Annotated in this window: 17 protein-coding genes; 13 read left to right on the top strand and 4 right to left on the bottom strand. The window is 63.0% G+C overall.

Annotated elements, in window-relative coordinates; translation table 11 throughout:
* Window positions 1-67: 67 nt before the first annotated feature.
* Both NLY33_RS10100 and NLY33_RS10105 read right to left on the bottom strand, forming a co-directional pair.
* Window positions 68-1066, bottom strand: a complete 999-nt coding sequence (locus tag NLY33_RS10100) for an aldo/keto reductase (protein ID WP_023704237.1) — start codon at window positions 1064-1066, stop codon at window positions 68-70.
* 52 nt (window positions 1067-1118) lie between these two features.
* A complete protein-coding gene (locus tag NLY33_RS10105; protein ID WP_023704236.1) occupies window positions 1119-2624 on the bottom strand; it encodes a UxaA family hydrolase in 1506 nt (501 codons plus the stop codon).
* Between the two features lie 256 nt (window positions 2625-2880).
* On the opposite strand from NLY33_RS10105, the gene NLY33_RS10110 reads away from it, so the two are divergent.
* From NLY33_RS10110 to NLY33_RS10130, 5 genes are all read left to right on the top strand, one after another.
* A complete protein-coding gene (locus NLY33_RS10110) occupies window positions 2881-3780 on the top strand; it encodes a GntR family transcriptional regulator (RefSeq protein ID WP_023692007.1) in 900 nt (299 codons plus the stop codon).
* 118 nt (window positions 3781-3898) lie between these two features.
* Window positions 3899-4255, top strand: coding sequence for a DUF2946 family protein (locus NLY33_RS10115; protein ID WP_023704235.1), 357 nt, complete (start codon window positions 3899-3901; stop codon window positions 4253-4255).
* A 104-nt stretch (window positions 4256-4359) separates the two neighbouring features.
* Entirely contained in the window at window positions 4360-4899 is a 540-nt protein-coding gene (locus NLY33_RS10120) for a copper chaperone PCu(A)C (RefSeq protein WP_023704234.1), read from the top strand.
* Window positions 4900-4938: 39 nt separating this feature from the next.
* Window positions 4939-5457 carry a YcnI family copper-binding membrane protein gene (locus tag NLY33_RS10125; protein WP_023700138.1) on the top strand — a complete coding sequence of 173 codons (519 nt, stop codon included), beginning with the start codon at window positions 4939-4941 and terminating at the stop codon, window positions 5455-5457.
* Between the two features lie 53 nt (window positions 5458-5510).
* Complete coding sequence (locus tag NLY33_RS10130) at window positions 5511-7136, top strand: copper resistance CopC/CopD family protein (RefSeq protein WP_023686611.1); 1626 nt, start codon at window positions 5511-5513, stop codon at window positions 7134-7136.
* 25 nt (window positions 7137-7161) lie between these two features.
* Here the strand turns inward: NLY33_RS10130 and NLY33_RS10135 are convergent, their stop codons facing one another.
* Window positions 7162-7599 carry a VOC family protein gene (locus tag NLY33_RS10135; RefSeq protein ID WP_023692002.1) on the bottom strand — a complete coding sequence of 146 codons (438 nt, stop codon included), beginning with the start codon at window positions 7597-7599 and terminating at the stop codon, window positions 7162-7164.
* 206 nt (window positions 7600-7805) lie between these two features.
* Between NLY33_RS10135 and gnd the strand changes: the two genes are divergently transcribed.
* Window positions 7806-9233, top strand: coding sequence for an NADP-dependent phosphogluconate dehydrogenase (gnd, locus tag NLY33_RS10140; RefSeq protein WP_023704233.1), 1428 nt, complete (start codon window positions 7806-7808; stop codon window positions 9231-9233).
* 34 nt (window positions 9234-9267) lie between these two features.
* Here gnd and NLY33_RS10145 read toward each other — a convergent pair whose 3' ends face one another.
* A complete protein-coding gene (locus NLY33_RS10145) occupies window positions 9268-10311 on the bottom strand; it encodes a LacI family transcriptional regulator (RefSeq protein WP_023700133.1) in 1044 nt (347 codons plus the stop codon).
* 392 nt (window positions 10312-10703) lie between these two features.
* On the opposite strand from NLY33_RS10145, the gene NLY33_RS10150 reads away from it, so the two are divergent.
* The 7 genes from NLY33_RS10150 to mgrA all read left to right on the top strand — a co-directional run bounded on the left by NLY33_RS10150 (window position 10704) and on the right by mgrA (window position 18074).
* Window positions 10704-11942: an ABC transporter substrate-binding protein gene (locus tag NLY33_RS10150; RefSeq protein ID WP_023683028.1), complete on the top strand. Its 1239-nt coding sequence runs from the start codon at window positions 10704-10706 to the stop codon at window positions 11940-11942.
* An 81-nt stretch (window positions 11943-12023) separates the two neighbouring features.
* The gene (locus NLY33_RS10155) at window positions 12024-12917 is read left to right on the top strand and encodes a carbohydrate ABC transporter permease (protein ID WP_023704232.1); all 894 of its coding nucleotides are present in this window, start codon (window positions 12024-12026) and stop codon (window positions 12915-12917) included.
* Window positions 12910-13845 carry a carbohydrate ABC transporter permease gene (locus tag NLY33_RS10160; protein ID WP_023669802.1) on the top strand — a complete coding sequence of 312 codons (936 nt, stop codon included), beginning with the start codon at window positions 12910-12912 and terminating at the stop codon, window positions 13843-13845. Before NLY33_RS10155 ends, NLY33_RS10160 begins: the two co-directional genes overlap by 8 nt.
* A 5-nt stretch (window positions 13846-13850) precedes the next feature.
* Window positions 13851-14951 carry an ABC transporter ATP-binding protein gene (locus NLY33_RS10165; RefSeq protein WP_023704231.1) on the top strand — a complete coding sequence of 367 codons (1101 nt, stop codon included), beginning with the start codon at window positions 13851-13853 and terminating at the stop codon, window positions 14949-14951.
* 118 nt (window positions 14952-15069) lie between these two features.
* Window positions 15070-15816, top strand: a complete 747-nt coding sequence (locus NLY33_RS10170; RefSeq protein ID WP_023669800.1) for a sugar phosphate isomerase/epimerase family protein — start codon at window positions 15070-15072, stop codon at window positions 15814-15816.
* 11 nt (window positions 15817-15827) lie between these two features.
* The gene (locus NLY33_RS10175) at window positions 15828-16970 is read left to right on the top strand and encodes a Gfo/Idh/MocA family protein (protein WP_023704230.1); all 1143 of its coding nucleotides are present in this window, start codon (window positions 15828-15830) and stop codon (window positions 16968-16970) included.
* Between the two features lie 57 nt (window positions 16971-17027).
* Window positions 17028-18074 (top strand): L-glyceraldehyde 3-phosphate reductase, encoded by a 1047-nt coding sequence (gene mgrA, locus NLY33_RS10180; RefSeq protein ID WP_023704229.1) that lies wholly within the window; start codon window positions 17028-17030, stop codon window positions 18072-18074.
* The last annotated feature ends 27 nt before the right edge of the window (window positions 18075-18101 follow it).

Consider the following 18101-nt stretch of genomic DNA (forward strand, 5'->3'; position numbering starts at 1 on the left):
TTAATTCCACCGTCGAGTCAATATGGAATATTCATTCCTTCTTTAGAACCGTGATCGTGGCGTTTCGTCAGCCGAGCTCCTGAACGATGGTGTAGGGAGCGTAGCGGGCGAATTCCGCTTGCGGCACCTGGACATTGAACAGGTCGAGGTTGCGCGTCAGGTTGGCGGGCTTGGCCGTTCCGGTCAGCACGCTGGCCACGACAGGCTCCTGCAGCGGAAACTGCAATGCAGCCGCCGCCAGCGGATATCCGCCCTCATCAGCGATTTTCTCCATCGCCCCAACGCGCTCGAGTATGTCCTGCGTCGCCGGCAGATAATCGAAATGCGCGCCGTGCACCGGCCCGGTCGCCAGGATGCCGGAGTTGAAAACGCCGCCGATGATGAGCGAAGTCTGTCGCTCACGACACAGCGGCAGCAACTCGGCTTCAGCCGAGCGGTCGAGCAGCGAATAGCGGCTGGCCAGCAGGATGCAGTCGAGCGGCGCTTCGCGCAGCACGTCGAGGCAGATCTGCACCTCGTTGACGCCGAGCCCATAGGCGGAAATCACGCCGGACGTTTTAAGCTCTTCCAGCGCCTTCAAGCCGCCGTCGATCAGCTGGCGAAAGTGCAGCTTCGTCTTCTCGACGCCATGTGTGTAGGTGCCGATGTCGTGCACAAACAGGATGTCTATCCGGTTCAGCCCGAGCCGGGCATAGGAGAACTCGACCGAGCGCATGATGCCGTCATAGGAGTAGTCGTAGTCGAGCGCGAAGGGCAGCGGGTCGACATAGGAATGATCGGGAACCTGGTCTTCCGGCACCGGGCGGAACAACCGTCCGACCTTGGTCGACAGCACATAGGAATCCCGCGGCTTGTAGCGCAGGAAATCGCCGGTCCGCCGTTCCGACAGGCCGAAGCCATAGAAGGGCGCGGTGTCGAAATAGCGCAGGCCGGCATCCCAGGCTGTCTGCAGCGTCTCCATCGCCGCTTCGCGCGGACACGCCCGGTAGAGCCCGCCGATCGCCGCCCCGCCGAAGCTTATCTCGGTTACCTCGAGCGCAGTCGTGCCGATGCGGCGTTTGTCCATCCACAGCCTCCCCTTGTGAGCCGTCTTTGCAGCCCGCTTTTTTCGTCGGTGGTTAGAGCGTCGCGCCGAGGTGCCACGGCACGAACTCGTTGTCGCCGTAGCCGAACGCCTCGCTCTTGGTCTTGCGGCCCGATGCCGTCTCGACGATGAGTTCGAAGAGTTCCCGGCCCATGCCGGCGATGGTCTTCTCACCCGAAGCGATGACGCCGCAATTGACGTCCATGTCCTCTTCCATCTGGTGGTACATGGTCGAGTTGGTGGCGACCTTGATCGACGGCGTGGGCCGGCAGCCGAAGCAGGAGCCGCGGCCGGTGGTGAAGACGATGATGTTGGCGCCGCCCGCCACCTGACCGGTCGCCGAGACCGGGTCGTAACCGGGCGTGTCCATGAACACCAGGCCACTGCCGGTGACCTTTTCGGCATAACCGAAGACGCCGTTGAGCGGAGTCTGGCCGCCTTTGGCCACGGCGCCCAGCGACTTTTCCAGGATGGTGGTCAGACCGCCGCGCTTGTTGCCGGGCGAGGGGTTGTTGTCGATCGAGGCGCCGTGCTTGGCGACATGGTCCTCCCACCATTTGACGAAACCGTCGAGCTTCTTGGCGATCTCCGGCGTTGCCGCGCGATAGGCGAGCAGATGTTCGGCGCCATAGATCTCCGTCGTCTCCGACAGGATGCCGATGCCGCCGACGCCGGCCAGGATGTCGACCGCCGCTCCCAGCGCGGGATTGGCGGTGATGCCCGACATGCCGTCGGAACCGCCGCATTGCAGGCCGACGACGATCTCCGAGACCGGGATCGGCTCGCGCTGATACTGGCCGACTTCCTCGGCGATTTCGGCGAGCACGTCCATCGCCTTTGCGACCGATTTGCGCGAACCGCCGGCGTCCTGGATGTTGAAATGGCGTTTTCCCGCCGCCGCACCCTTCTGGCCGTAAAGGGTGAGCTGGTTGACCTCGCAGCCGAGGCCGACCATCAACGCGCCGCCGAAATTCGGATGGCGGGTGTAACCGGCGAGCGTGCGGTGCAGTACCATCATGCCGTCGCCGGTGCCGCTCATGCCGCAGCCCTGGCCATGGACGATCGGGACGAAGCCGTCGATCCCCGGATATTTCGGCAGCAGCACGCGGTTGGCCTCGTCGGCGATGGCGTGGCAGACGGTGGCCGAGCAATTGACGCTGGCGATGATGCCGATGAAGTTGCGGGTGCCGGCACGGCCATCGGCGCGACGATAGCCCATGAATGTCCGGGCGCGGTCAGCTTCGGTGGCATGCTCCGCTTCGCTCGGCGGCACCACCGGCAGACGGCCGGACTCGAAGACCAGATTGTGCGAATGGACGTGGTCGCCGGGCGCGATGTCCTGGGTGGCGCGGCCGATGGCCTGGGCATACTTGACCACCGCCTCGCCGGCGGCGATAGGCTTGATCGCCACCTTGTGGCCGGGCTCGATCAAGGCCGTGGCGACGGCGCCGCCGGGCAGAGGGGTGCCGATCTCGATGCGGCCATTGGCGACCGCGACATTGTCGGCGGGGGACAGAAGAATGCTGTTCGAGGCGTTCACGGGCAGTTTCCTGGGTCTGTTCCTGGGGATGCGCGGATTGACACGCGTCTGTTTACATATAATGTCTTTTATCGTGAAAAAACATTTGTGCGTCAATTGTTTTTTCAGGAGGAGACCATGCGTCCGATGGACGCTTGGCTTGTGGGGAGCGGCGTCTGACACGCAGAGCGTTTGCTCTGCCGGGTGAGAGCCAGGACATATGTGATATCGCGCTTCAAGCCAGCCACAGCAAGCGCCGGCGCGCAACGGGGCAGGGATGTCGAAGAGCAACAACGTCTACAAGGACGCTTACAACAGGGGTCTGCGGCTGCTCGATGAAACGCAGAGCCTGCCGTCGGAGCCGGAACTGGGCACTTTGCTCGGCGTCAGCCGGACCACCGTGCGCACCATTCTGGCGCGCATGGAAGAGACCGGGCTGATCGCGTGGAACAAACGCAGCAAGACAGTGCTCAGGGCGCCGAAGCCGGATGATTTCTTCCCCGAGGAGGAGACAGACACACTGGCCCAGATCATCGAGCGGTCGTTTATGCGCAGATTGCTGGCTGGCGGCGCCGAGGCCGGCATGCAGATCAACGAGCTCGAACTGGCGCGCGAGATCGGCGTCGGCACCACCAGCGTGCGCGAGTTCCTCATCCGCTTCTCCCGCTTCGGCCTGATCGAGAAGCGGCGCAACAGCCACTGGGTGCTGAAGGGGTTTACGCGAGCCTTCGCGCTCGAACTCACTGAAATCCGCGAGATGTTCGAGATACGCTCGGCGGCGGCCTTTGCCGCCTTGCCTGGGGATAGTCCGGTCTGGGCGGATCTCGACCGGCTGGAAGACGAGCACCGGCTTCTGGCCAGCGAAATCGCCATCCGCTTCAACGAATTCTCGGAGCTAGACGAGCGCTTCCACCGGCTGATCCACCGGGCGTCGCACAACCGCTTCATCGTCGATTTCTACGACGTCATCGCCATGATCTTTCACTACCACTACCAGTGGAACAAGGCGCAGGAGCGCGAGCGCAACGAAGTCGCGGTGAGCGAGCATCTCGCCTACATCGCGGCGCTGAAATCGCGCGATCTCGGCAAGGTCGACGCCGCCTGCCGCAAGCATCTGAAGTCGGCACGCCACACGCTGTTGACGTCGATCCCGGAAATCGGTCGGATTGCTTCTTAACGCGCCGCGTTGCCGCAGCGATGATTTGGCGATTTTCCGGCCGCGTGACGCATGCTAGGTATCCGCCGTTGCTGCGTGAAGAGGCAGATCCTTGAACTTCGGGCGTAAGAGATGGAGCATGATGGCCGCGTTTGTCGCGACCTGTGTGCTGCTGCTCCAGTCGACGCTCGGCGTGTTTGCCTTCGGCATTGCGCCGGATGCCTCGCAACTCGACGCTTTCGGCAATGTCATCTGCAGCCATGAGGGAGCGGTCAAGCTTCCCGGCGGCGATCCGCACCAGCAGCATATGCCGGCGTGCTGCATGCTCGGCTGCAGCATGGCCTCCGTCGCCTATGCGCCGCCGGCAGGCGTCGGCCTGGCGCCGGTCAGCCAGTCCTTGGAAACAGTCGCTTTTGCCCCGCCGGCAGTCAGGCATCCCGACGTCACGCGCGAGCGCTCTCCGGCCAATCCGCGCGCGCCGCCGCTTGCGGGCTGAAAACCGCCGCTCGCTTTGCGTAACCTGCGCAGGCGATAATCATCCAATGACAAACACGTTCGCAGCCCGACAACGGCGCGACCTTATATTCATGGAGCCTACCCATGTTCCGTTTTCTTCGTGCCGGCGCGTTGCACCGCAGCACCCGTTTATTCAGCACTATCGAGCAGCGTCTCGGCAGCGCCCTGTTCGCCTTTGCACTGTTGTTCGTCGGCTCCCATTCCGTCCTTGCGCATGAATTCAAGGCCGGTGACATCGAGATCGAGCATCCCTGGTCGCGCGCCACGCCGGCCGGCGCCAAGGTTGCCGGCGGCTATTTCACCATCGTCAACAAGGGCAGCGCGCCAGACCGGCTGCTATCGATTTCCTCCGACATTTCGGGCAAGGCCGAACTGCATGAAATGGGGGTGAAGGATGGCGTCATGACCATGCGCCCGGTCAGTGGTGGCCTGGATATCCCGGCGGGCGGCAAGGTCACGCTGGGTCCCGGCGCCTATCACGTGATGTTCATGGATCTGAAGCAGCCCCCTAAAGAAGGCCAGATGTTTGCCGCTACGCTGACTTTCGAGAGGGCCGGAACCGTGACCGTCGAGTTTGCCGTGCAAGCCATAGGCAGCGCGCCACCCCTGGAAGACAACGACTGACCAATTATTGCCAATCAATTTTTTCGAGAGGGACCCATCATGAACAAGCATCATTTGCCGGCCGCTGCATTCCTCGTCCTGGGGACAAGTGCCGCCTTCGCCCATATCACGCTCGAAACACAGGAGGTTGCGGTCGGTTCGACCTACAAGGCCGTGCTGCGCGTGCCGCATGGCTGCGAAGGCAAGGCGACGATTGCCGTGCGCGTGCAGATCCCGGAAGGGGTGATCGGGGTGAAGCCGATGCCCAAGCCCGGCTGGACGCTGCAGGTCAAGAAAGGCAAGTACGAGAAATCCTACCAGCTCTATGGCGAGGCGGTGACCTCGGGCGTCAAGGAAGTCGACTGGAGCGGCGGCAGCCTGCCGGATGAATTTTATGACGAGTTCGTCTTCCGCGGCACGTTGGCCGCCGATCTGCCGGCCGGGCAAAAACTCTATTTTCCGGTGGTGCAGGAATGCGATGGCGCCACCACGCGTTGGATAGAGATTCCGGCGGCTGGTCAGGATGAGGATGCGCTGGAAGATCCGGCGCCCGGCCTCAACCTGCTGCCGAAGAAATGATGCATTGGCGGCGCGCTGCTTCGAAGCGGCGCGCCGCTGTTTTGGTGGATGGCATGAACGTGGCCTGTTTTCAGCGGATAGAACGGACAGCCGGCAGGTGCTTCGGCCTGCTGGCCGCGATCCTGCTGCTTGCCGTCCTTGCCACGCCAAACCAGGCCTTTGCCCATGCGGCGCTGATCAAGGCCGAGCCTGCCGACGGCGCGGTTCTGGAGCGAGCGCCGACGCAATTTTCGCTGACCTTCAGCGAGCCTGTGTCGCCGCTGGTGCTGACCTTGGTGCGGCCCGACGGTACGCCTGTCGCTTTGACCTCGTTTCGGTTGAGCGACCAAACGGTTGAGATCGACAATCCACAAAAGCTCGGGCCGGGCACCCATGTCTTGAGCTGGCGGGTGATTTCCGCCGATGGCCATCCGGTCGGCGGCTCGGTGCTGTTTTCCGTTGGCGCGCCAAGTGCGGCGCCGGCGGTGGGGGAAGCTGTCGATATAGATTTGCGGTCAGCGATCTGGACCGGCAAGGTTCTTCTCTACATCGGGCTTTTCCTCGGCATTGGCGGCGCCTTCGCGCTGACATGGCTGGCACAAGGCCAGCGCTCAGGCCAGCGCTTCGTCATTGCCGCCATCCTGTGCGGGCTGGTCGCAGCACCCCTGTCGCTCGGGTTCCAGGGGCTGGACGCGCTGGGCGCGCCACTCGCCCGGCTGGCGCAACCGGTGGTCTGGCGGACGGCGCTTGGCACCAGCTTCGGCTGGACGGTGCTGATTTCGCTGGCGGCGCTCGGGCTTGGCCTGCTGTCGTTGGTCGGATCGCGTGCTGGCGCCAGGCCGTTGGCGCTCGCCGGGCTGGCCGGTGTGGGTGCAGCCCTTGCCGCCAGCGGCCATGCCAGTGCAGCCGAACCGCAATGGCTGACGCGGCCTATGGTGTTCCTGCATGGCGCCGGCATCGCTTTCTGGGCTGGAGCATTGCTGCCGCTCGGCCTGGCGTTGAGCAGCCAATCGGTGGAAGCCGGGGCGTTCCTGCGGCGGTTTTCGCGCGCGATCATGCCCGTGGTGGTAGTGCTTGCCGCCGCCGGTGTGGTGCTCGCCATCATCCAGGTGCAGACACCGGCGGCACTGGTCAACACCGCCTATGGCCGGCTGCTGCTGATCAAGCTGGCGCTGCTGGTGTTTCTGTTCACGCTGGCGGCGGTCAATCGATGGCGGCTCACCGCCTTGGCCGAGGCCGGAGCGACGGAAGTGCGGCGACGGCTTAGCCGCTCGATCTCAGTCGAAATGCTGATCGTGCTCCTGATCTTCGGCGTTGCCGCCGGCTGGCGCTTCACGCCGCCGCCACGGGCCCTGGCAATCGCCGCGGCACAACCGACGTCGACCCATATCCACACTATGAAGGCGATGGCCGACATCGACATCACGCCCGGCCATACCGGGGAGGTCACCGCCTCCATCGTCATCATGGATGGCGATTTCGGCCCGCTCGACGCCAAGGAAGTGACGCTGGTGCTGTCCAAGCCCGATTCGGGGATCGAGCCGATCAAGCGTCCGGCGACCAAGCCAGGCGACGGCACCTGGCGCGTCGATAATCTCGTCATCCCGATTCCAGGCCGCTGGACGGCGCGGCTCGATATTCTGGTTTCGGATTTCGAAGTGGTAAAGATCGAAGCGCCGATCGATATCCGCGCCGAGTGATATTCAGCCCGCCTGCGAAGGGCGCTCAGCCGAGTTCCTGGGCTAACCCGATGAGATGCCCTTCCGGCCCACGGATGTAGCAGAGCCGATACACGTCCTGGTAACGGACGACTTCACCGGCCAGCTGCGCGCCACGCTTGCGGAGCCTTTCAAGCGTGTCGTCGATGTCGTCCACGGTAAACATGACGCGCAGGTAGCCCAGGGCATTGACCGGGGCGTTGCGGTGATCGGCGACGACCGTCGGCGTGAGGAAGCGGGAGAGCTCGAGCCGGCTATGGCCATCCGGTGTGCGCATCATGGCAATCTCGACGTGCTGATCGCCGAGCCCGGTGACACGTCCGGCCCACTCGCCTTCGATCGTCGCCCGCCCTTCCAGTTCGAGGCCGAGCTCGCGAAAGAAGGCAATCGTCTCGTCGAGGTCATCGACGACGATTCCGACATTGTCCATCCGTTTGACTGCCATAAGTTCAACCTAACGTCATATGTTCGATCGGCAAGGCGTCGCCTGGTCACCAACTGACCCTTCCTGACTCGGTCTGACACAACGCAGACGCAACACAATTCGGCGAGGCGGTTGACGTGGCGCGAAAGGCCCGTCAATCATCTCGCCGAAAAATGGGCATCCCGAAAAACGCGGCCTCAACAAAATCCGAAAGCAGGGAAGAAACGATGGAAAAAGCCGAAATAGGCCTGATCGGCCTTGGCACAATGGGCTCCAACCTCGCGCTCAACATTGCCGAGCACGGGCACCGCATCGCCGTCTTCAACCGCACCAAGGCGCGCACCGATGCCTTCCTCGAAGGCGCCGGTTCGCTCAGGGACATGGTGGTGCCCTGCTACAGCCTGGAGGAACTGGCAGCTGCGATCAAGCCGCCGCGCCCGGTCATCATCATGGTGCTGGCCGGCAAGCCGGTCGACGAACAGATCGAAGCGCTGCGCGGCGTGTTGTCTGACAACGATATCGTCATCGATGCCGGCAACGCCAATTTCCGCGATACGATGCGGCGCTTTTCGGAACTGTCGGGCTCAGGTCTCACCTTCATCGGCATGGGCGTATCCGGCGGCGAGGAAGGCGCGCGCCATGGACCGTCGATCATGGTCGGCGGCACCGAAGACTCCTGGAAGCGCGTCGAACGCGTGCTGACCGCGATCTCGGCCAAGTTCAAGGATGAACCGTGCGCTGCCTGGCTTGGCACAGACGGCGCCGGGCATTTCGTGAAAACCATCCACAACGGCATCGAATATGCCGACATGCAGATGATCGCCGAGATCTACGGCATCCTGCGTGACGGTCTCGGCATGGGGCCGAAGGAGATCGGCAAGGTCTTCGAGGACTGGAACAAGGGCCGGCTCGATTCGTATCTGATCGAGATCACCGCCAGGGTGCTGGCCGCTGACGATGCAAAGACCGGCAAGCCGGTAGTCGACATCATCCTCGACCGTGCCGGCCAGAAGGGCACCGGCAAATGGTCTGTCATCGAGGCGCAGCAGCTCGGCATTCCGGCGACGGCCATCGAGGCGGCGGTGGCGGCCCGCGTGCTGTCCTCGATCAAGGATGAGCGGCAGGCGGCCGAAAAAGCCTATGGCAATATCGGCGTCACCAAGATCTCCGGCGACAAGGCGGCACTTCTGAAAGATCTGGAGCTGGCGCTGCTCGCCGGCAAGATCGCCGCCTATGCACAAGGTTTCGCGGTGATGAGCGCCGCCTCGAAGGAGTTCAACTGGAACTTGCCGATGCCGACCATCGCCAAGATTTGGCGTGCCGGCTGTATCATCCGCTCGCAGATGCTCGACACCATGGCGGAAGCCTTCGGCTCGGGCGGCGCGTCCACCAACCTTTTGATGGCGCCGGCTTTCACCACCATGATGCAGGAGGCGCATCCGTCGCTTAGGCGCACCGTTGCCAAGGCATCGGAAGCAGGCTCGCCGGTGCCTGCACTGGCGTCGGCACTTGCCTATTTCGACAGCTACCGCCAGGGCCGCGGCACCTCGAACCTGATCCAGGCGCAGCGCGACTTCTTCGGCGCGCATGGCTTCGAGCGCATCGGCGAGCAGGGCGCTTTCCATGGGCCATGGGGAAGTGGAGCGGCCGGATAGGGTCAGGTGAGGCGGACCTCTCAGGTCGTGCCAGTCAGCCCTGATACGCGACGACGTCGCCTGGCTTGACCACAGTCTGCAAAGAGCCAGGTGCCGCGCCGCCTATCCAGCCCAGCACGGCGCGGGCAAGCTCGGTGCCGGCGAGGCGGAAATCTTCGTTGACGATCAGCAACTCCCGGCGGAACAGATGCAGCAGTTCCGACGATTGCTTGGACACGACATCGACGTCGCGGCCGAGTTTCAGGCCGGCATCCTCGATGCCGGCGACGATGGCCAGCGTTGCTGCGGCGGCGCTGCTGACGAAACCGTCCGGCCTGACGTCGCGGCGCATCAACTGCGCGGTCCGCGTCCTGATCTGATCGATCGACTGGTCGATCGAAACAGCGTTGAACGGCACTTCGCTGGCGTCGACCTCGCTCAGTGCGTCGGCAAAGCCATTGACCGTGTGGTCGTAATAGGTGAGCCCGACCGGCGGCGCTACCAGCGCCAGCCGGCGCCGGCCGACGCTGGCCAGATGGCGCACCGCTTCGGCGGCGAAGGCGTAATTGTCGAAGTCGTGATAGGGGTGGACAAGCCCCATATCGGTGCGGCCATGTGTGGCAAAGGGTATGCCACGCTCCAGCATGTAGCGGGCGCGCGGATCGTTGGGCTGCGTGCGTGAGATGATGACGCCATCGGCCGAGCCGGACTCGACCAGATACTTTACCGGGTCCAGCGGATCCTGCGAGCGCGAGTAGGGCGTGACGATCAGGTGATAGGGTGTGTCGGCAATGACCTCCGAGACGCCGTAGATGATGTCCGAGACAAAGCTCATGATCTCGCGCTCGGTATTGAGCACGAGGCTGATAACATTGGTCTTGCCGGTCCGCAGGCGCACGCCGGCGCGGTTCGGCCGGTAGCCGATCTGCCTCGCGACGAGTTGAACCCGCCGCCTGGTCTCGGCGCCGATCTCGGGTGCATCCTTGAGCGCGCGCGAGACGGTGGTGACGCCGAGCCCGGTCATGAAGGCAAGCGTCTTCAGCGTCGGCCGCTCATGCGCCGACGCCTCGTCGTCCTTGTCCGTCTGGTCCCTGTCCATTCGTCCCGCCCCGTCAGGCGCATAGCAGCCGCCGGACCAGCCGACAATCGCTTCGATGACGATGTGGCACGGTTCTTCGCAGTCGGGCCTCAATATACTGAAACGTTACAGATTTCCAACATCGCAGCGCGTGGGCCTCTCAAGCCATGGTTTTGGCAGGGTTTTGGCGGCCAGAAACGTAGCGCGACAATCAGGTTCGAGACGGTTTTCTTGCGCTGCAGCATGATTTTGCAGCGCAGCACCCGGTTTTGCGCGCAGTTTGCCGGTTCGCACGCAACGAATTTGTTCGCGCCTCGAAAAAACATTCGAGCGCGTTTATCTCAGGGGTTGCACGCACCGCATAATTGCCGTATCGAAAATCTGTAACGTTTCAGATTCTGGGAGGAACCGAAATGCGCTATAGACTTTTGACCGCTGCCCTTGCCGCGACGGCCGCGCTTCAGCTTGCCGGCCCGGCGGCCGCCACCGACCTGGAAGTGACCCATTGGTGGACATCGGGCGGCGAGGCGGCGGCGGTTGCGGAATTCGCGAAGGCTTTTGACGCGACCGGCAATCACTGGGTCGACGGCGCCATTGCCGGATCCGGCGGCACGGCACGGCCGATCATGATCAGCCGCATCACCGGCGGCGATCCGATGGGCGCCACCCAGTTCAATCACGGCCGGCAGGCCGAAGAACTGGTGCAGGCCGGCCTGATGCGCGACCTCACCGATGTCGCCACCAAGGGCAAGTGGACGGAAATCGTGCGGCCGAAGAGCCTGCTCGACAGCTGCACCATCGACGGCAAGATCTATTGCGTGCCGGTCAATATCCACTCCTGGCAGTGGTTGTGGCTGTCGAACGAAGCCTTCGAGAAGGCCGGCGTGCCGCTGCCGAAGGACTGGAATGAATTCGTGGCGGCAGCGCCCGCCCTGGAAAAGGCGGGCATCATCCCGCTCGCTGTCGGCGGACAGGCCTGGCAATCTTCCGGCGCCTTCGACGTGCTGCTGGCGGCGGTCGGCGGCACCGACGCGTTCCTTAAGGTCTACAAGGACAAGGATGCCAAGTTCGCCGCCGGGCCCGAGATCGCCAAGGTCTTCAAGGCCGCCGACGATGCCCGCAAGATGGCGAAGAACACCAATGTGCAGGACTGGAACCAGGCAACCAATCTCGTCATCACCGGCAAGGCCGGTGGCCAGATCATGGGTGACTGGGCGCAAGGCGAGTTCCAGGTTGCCGGCAAGGTCGCCGGCAAGGACTATGCCTGCCTGCCGGGCCTCGGTCTGAACGAAGTGATCGCCACCGGCGGCGACGCCTTCTATTTCCCGCTGCTCAAGGATGCCGACAAGTCCAAGGCGCAGGAGGTGTTGGCAGAGACGCTGCTCGACCCTAAGACTCAGGTCGCCTTCAATCTCAAGAAGGGCTCGCTGCCGGTGCGCGGTGACGTCGATCTCAATGCGGCGAACGACTGCATGAAGAAGGGTCTGGCGATCCTCGCCAAGGGCGCCGTCATCCCGTGGACTGACCAACTGCTTTCGCAGGACACCCAGAAGCAGAAGGAAGATCTCTTCGCCGAATTCTTCGCCAAGCCGGACCTGACCATCGAAGACGCGCAGAAACGCTTCGCCGACCTCATCGCTTCGGCAGACTGACGTTGGAGGCAATACACCTCGCTCCCGGTCTTGCGAAAGCAGGGCCGGGATAGCACCGCCCTTACCCAGCCGGCTGACGAGATGAGCAAGAGCGAACGCCCCAACCCGCTGTTCCGCAACCTCAATGCGAAGGTCGCCTCGATCCCGATGATCCTCACCGCGTCGGTGGTTTTCGTCGGCGGCACCGTCTGGACGGTGTTCTATTCCTTCACCAATTCGAAGCTGCTGCCACGGCTGAATTTCGCCGGGCTCGATCAGTATTACCGGCTGTGGGTGACGCCGCGCTGGCTGATCTCGATCGAGAACCTTTTGATCTACGGCGCGATCTCGCTGGTGTTCTCACTGGTCATCGGCTTCCTGCTTGCAGCGCTTCTCGACCAGAAGATCCGTTTCGAGGACACGTTCCGCACCATCTTCCTCTATCCGTTCGCGCTTTCCTTCATCGTCACCGGCCTGGTCTGGCAGTGGCTGCTCAATCCGGATTTCGGCATCCAGCATGTGGTGCGGGACCTCGGCTGGACGAGCTTCAACTTCGACCCGCTATACAATTCCAGCATCGTCATCTACGGCATTTCGATTGCGGCGCTGTGGCAAGGCACCGGGCTCATCATGTGCTTGATGCTGGCCGGCCTGCGCGGCATCGACGAGGACATCTGGAAGGCGGCGCGGGTAGACGGGATCCCGATGTGGAAGACCTATCTGTTCATCGTCATCCCGATGATGCGGCCGGTTTTCATCACCACGCTGGTCATCATCGCGTCGGGCATCGTCAAGGTCTACGACCTCGTTGTCGCCCAGACCAGCGGCGGCCCCGGAATCGCCTCCGAAGTGCCGGCCAAATATGTCTACGACTACATGTTCTTCGCACAGAATCTTGGCCAGGGCTTTGCCGCCTCGACCATGATGCTGCTCTCGGTGGTGATCGTCGTCGTGCCGTGGGCCTACCTTGAATTCGGAGGCAGGAAGCGTGGCTGACCCGGCCGTCCCTTTGCCCGCCAGCGCGGGTGCCGCCGAGCGCGAAGCCTCCGGGCCGCGCGGGCCGAAGCCGCGGCATGTCTTCTCGCGCCGCAATATCTTCCTCTATGGCACGCTGATCGTGGTGGCGGTCTACTATCTGCTGCCGCTCTACGTGATGGTCGTAACCTCGCTCAAGGGCATGCCCGAGATACGGATGGGCAATATCTTCTCGCCGCCGCTCGAAATCACGTTCGAACCGTGGGTGAAGGCGTGGGCGACCGCCTGCACCGGCCTCAATTGCGACGGGCTTTCGCGCGGCTTCTGGAATTCGGTGCGCATCACCGTGCCGTCGGTGCTGCTGTCGATCGCGATCGCCTCGGTGAACGGCTATGCGCTGGCCAACTGGCGCTTCAAGGGCGCCGACACATTCTTCGTCATCCTGATCGTCGGCGCCTTCATCCCCTATCAGGTGATGATCTATCCGATTGTCATCATCCTGCGCGAGATCGGCCTCTACGGCAGCCTCAGCGGCCTGGTGATCGTCCATTCCATCTTCGGCATGCCGATCCTCACGCTTTTGTTCCGCAACTATTTTGCCTCGATGCCGGAAGAGCTGTTCAGGGCGGCACGGGTCGACGGCGCCGGCTTCTGGGGCATCTTCCTGCGGATCATGGCGCCGATGTCGCTGCCGATCTTCGTCGTCGCCATCATCCTGCAGGTGACCGGCATCTGGAACGACTTCCTGTTCGGCGTCGTCTACACCCGCCCCGACACCTATCCGATGACGGTGCAGCTCAACAACATCGTCAATTCGGTGCAAGGCGTGAAGGAGTACAACGTCAACATGGCCGCCACCATCCTGACCGGCCTTGTGCCACTCATCGTCTACTTCATTTCCGGCAAGCTTTTCGTGCGCGGCATCGCCGCCGGTGCGGTGAAAGGGTGATGGCGATGACGGCAGCCAACGGCACCAGCGTTTCGATCCAGGACCTGTCCCTGAATTTCGGCTCTGTATCGGTGCTGCAGACCCTCAATCTCGAGGTCGCAGAGGGCGAGTTCATCGTGCTGCTCGGTCCCTCGGGCTGCGGCAAGTCGACCTTGCTCAACTGCATCGCCGGGCTGCTCGATATTTCCGAAGGCCGCATCTTCATCAAGGGCAAGAACGTCACCTGGGAAGAGCCCAAGGATCGCGGCATCGGCATGGTGTTCCAGTCCTATGCGCTTTATCCGCAAATGACGGTGGAGAAGAACCTGTCGTTCGGCCTGCGCGTTGCCGGCGTGCCCAGGGACGAGATCGCCAAGCGCATCGCCCGCGCCGCCGAGATCCTGCAGATCGAGCCGCTTTTGCAGCGCAAGCCCGCGGCCTTGTCCGGCGGCCAACGCCAGCGCGTGGCGATCGGGCGGGCGCTGGTGCGCGACGTCGACGTCTTCCTGTTCGACGAGCCACTATCCAATCTCGACGCCAAGCTGCGCTCGGAACTGCGCGTCGAAATCAAGCTTCTGCATCGCAAGCTGCAGAACACCATGATCTACGTCACCCACGACCAGATCGAGGCGATGACGCTGGCCGACCGTATCGCGGTCATGCGCGGCGGCGTCATCCAGCAGCTTGACGCGCCGCAGACGATCTATAACCGGCCGGTCAACCGGTTTGTCGCCGGCTTCCTCGGCTCGCCGGCGATGAATTTCCTCGAAGGGGAGCTGGAGGCCAATGCTGCTCCAGTGTTCAGGACCGACGGTGTTTCGGTGCCGCTCGATCGCTATACCTTTGACGGCACGGAGCGCCCGGCCGGCGCTTGCGTGCTGGGCATCCGGCCTGAACATATCGCTTTCGGTGACGCGGCGAAGTCGATGCCGTTTTCCGCCGGCGGTTCGGTCGAGATCGTGGAGCCGATGGGTTCCGACACGCTGGTGTGGACGAAGCTTGCCGGCCGCAACCTCTCCTTCCGCGTCGAGGCGGAACGGACGCTGCGCAGCGGCGATCCGATCCAGTTCGGTTTCGATCCGGCGCGCGCCTCGCTGTTCGACGCTGCGACCGGCAATCGCCTGTGACCCTCTAGAATCATCCGCAAACCATCCTCCCAAGAACGATCCCCCTAAAACGATCTCGCGAAAACGATCCCCCGAAAACATCCCCAAGCCTTAACCACCCAAGAAACGGACAGAGACGATGAACTGGTCATTCCAACTCTACAGCGCCCGCAATTTCCAGCCGTGGGACGGCATCCTGAAAATGCTTGGTAAGCTCGGCTACAAGGAAGTCGAAGGTTTCGGCGGCGTCTATGACGACCCCACGGCGTTCCGCGCCGAACTCGACAAGAACGGGCTTTCGATGCCGACCGGACATTTCTCGATCGATGCGCTGGAGAATGATTTCGACGGGGTACGCAAAACAGCCGACGCACTCGGCATCACGCTCGTCATCTGTCCCTATCTGCTGGCCGAGCAGCGGCCGGCCGACGCTGCCGGCTGGCGCGGCTTTGGCGAGCGTCTGGCCAAGGTCGGCGAGACCGCAAAAAAAGCCGGCTACGGCTTTGCCTGGCACAACCATGATTTCGAGTTCAAGACACTCGCCGACGGCTCGGTGCCGCAGGATCACATCCTGTCGGCTGCGCCCGACATCGGCTGGGAGATGGACGTCGCCTGGGTAGTCCGCGGTGGCGTTGATCCGCTGCCGTGGATCGAAAAGCACGGCAAGCGCATCAGCGCCGTCCATGTCAAGGACATGGCCAAGTCAGGCGAAGGCCTTGACGAGGACGGCTGGGCGGATGTCGGCCACGGCACCATCGACTGGGCCGGCCTGATCAAGACACTTCGGGCGAAGAGCGCGGCCAAATATTACGTCATGGAACAGGACAACCCCAACGATATCGAGCGCTTCGCCAGCCGCTCGCTCGCATCCGTCAAGGCTTACTAGGAACAATCATCATGGCAAAGAAACTGGGTATCGGCGTCATCGGCTGCGGCAACATCTCGAAAGCGTATTTCTCGCTGGCGCCGCTGTTTCGCGGCATTGAGATGCGCGCCTGCGCCGACATCAACATGGACGCGGCCAAGGCACGGGCGAAGGAGTTCAAGCTGCGCGCCGAGACCGTCGAAGAACTGCTCAAGGATGACGAGATCGACATCGTCGTCAACCTCACCATCCCGGCGGCGCACTACGGGGTGTCGAAGCAGATCCTCGATGCCGGCAAGCACGTCTATTCGGAAAAGCCGTTCGTGCTGTCGGTCAAGGAAGGCCTCGACCTCAAGAGCCGGGCCGAGAAGAAAGGGCTGCGCATCGGTTCGGCTCCGGACACTTTCCTCGGCGGCGCGCACCAGCTGGTGCGCAACCTCATCGACACCGGCGCGCTCGGCAAGATCACCAGCGGCACCTGTCATGTGATGGGCCACGGCATGGAGCACTGGCACCCCAATCCCGATTTCTTCTTCCAGCCGGGCGCCGGGCCGGTGCTCGACATCGGGCCCTACTACATCACCAACCTGATCCAGCTGATCGGGCCGGTGAAGCAGGTGGCGGCCTTCGCGACGACGCCTGCCAAGGAACGCACGATCTCGTCGAAACCGCGCGCGGGCGAAAAAATCCCGGTGAACACGCCGACGACGATCCACGGCCTGCTGGAGTTCGAGAACGGCGCCGTGATCACGCTCAACACCAGCTGGGACGTCTGGGCGCATGGTCACGCGCCGATGGAACTCTATGGCGAGACGGGCACGGTGTTCGTGCCGGATCCGAATTTCTTCGGTGGCGACGTGCGCATAACCAAGGCGGCAAAACCGGTGAAGAAACTGCCGAAATGGCAGCATCCGTTCGGCGTGCCCAACGAAATGCACGGCCAGGGCATGATGGCCAACTACCGCACCGCAGGCCTTGCCGACATGGCGCTGGCGATCGCCGAGGGCCGGCCGCATCGTTGCTCGATGGAGCTCGCGCTGCATGCCGTCGATGTCATGACCGGCCTGTTGCGGTCGGGCGAGACCGGCAAGTTCGTCGCCATGCAGACCAGCTGCGAGCGGCCGGCTGCACTCGGCGTCAAGGACGCAAAAGGACTGTTGGCGAAGCAGAAATGAGGTAGAAGGGTGTCGGCGCGCTCGCGCCGACACCCATACAATCCAGGATCTGTACCCATGCGCTGGCAGCCGGCTGAACACCGCTATGAGAAAATGCTCTACAACAGATGTGGGCGATCCGGCCTGAAACTGCCGGCGATCTCGCTCGGCCTGTGGCACAATTTCGGCAACGACACGCCGCACAAGACCAAGCAGGCGATCGCGCGCAAGGCCTTCGATCTCGGCATCACCCATTTCGATCTCGCCAACAATTACGGCCCGCCGCCCGGCTCGTCCGAGATCGCCTTCGGCGAGATATTGCGCACCGACTTCGCCAGTTATCGCGACGAGCTGATCATCTCGACCAAGGCGGGCTATGAGATGTGGGCAGGGCCTTATGGCGAATGGGGCAGCCGCAAATATGTGCTGGCGAGCCTCGACCAGAGCCTGAAGCGGATGGGGCTCGACTATGTCGACATCTTCTATTCGCACCGCTTCGATCCGGATACGCCGCTTGAGGAAACGATGGGCGCTCTCGACCATGCGGTGCGTTCCGGCAAGGCGCTCTATGCCGGCATCTCGTCCTACAATTCGCAGCGCACGCGCGAGGCCGCCGACATATTGAAGCAGCTCGGTACGCCCTGCATCATCCATCAGCCGAGCTATTCGATGCTCAACCGCTGGGTCGAAGAGGACGGACTGCTCGATACGCTGGAAGGGCTCGGTGTCGGATCGATCGTGTTCTCGCCGCTGGCGCAAGGCATGCTGACCGACAAATATCTCGGCGGCATCCCCGAGGGTAGCCGCGCCAGCCAAGGCAAGTCGCTGCGGCCCGCCTTCATCAACGAAAAGACCATCGCTAACATCCAGGCGCTGAACGCGATCGCCGGCAAGCGTGGCCAGACGCTGGCGCAGATGGCGCTAGCCTGGGTGCTGCGCAAGGGCCGGGTCACCTCGGCGCTGATCGGCGCCAGCCGGCCCGAACAGGTCGAGGACTGCGTCGGCGCGCTCAAGGTGCTCGAGTTCAGCGATGCCGAGCTCGCCGAAATCGACACTTACGCACGCGAGTCCGACATCAATCTGTGGGCGGCGTCGGCCGAGCGCAAAGGCCCGCCGCGGAAGTAAGCGGAACAGCCGGCACCGGACATGAAT

This window comes from Mesorhizobium sp. C432A (assembly GCF_030323145.1).
Lineage (GTDB): Bacteria > Pseudomonadota > Alphaproteobacteria > Rhizobiales > Rhizobiaceae > Mesorhizobium.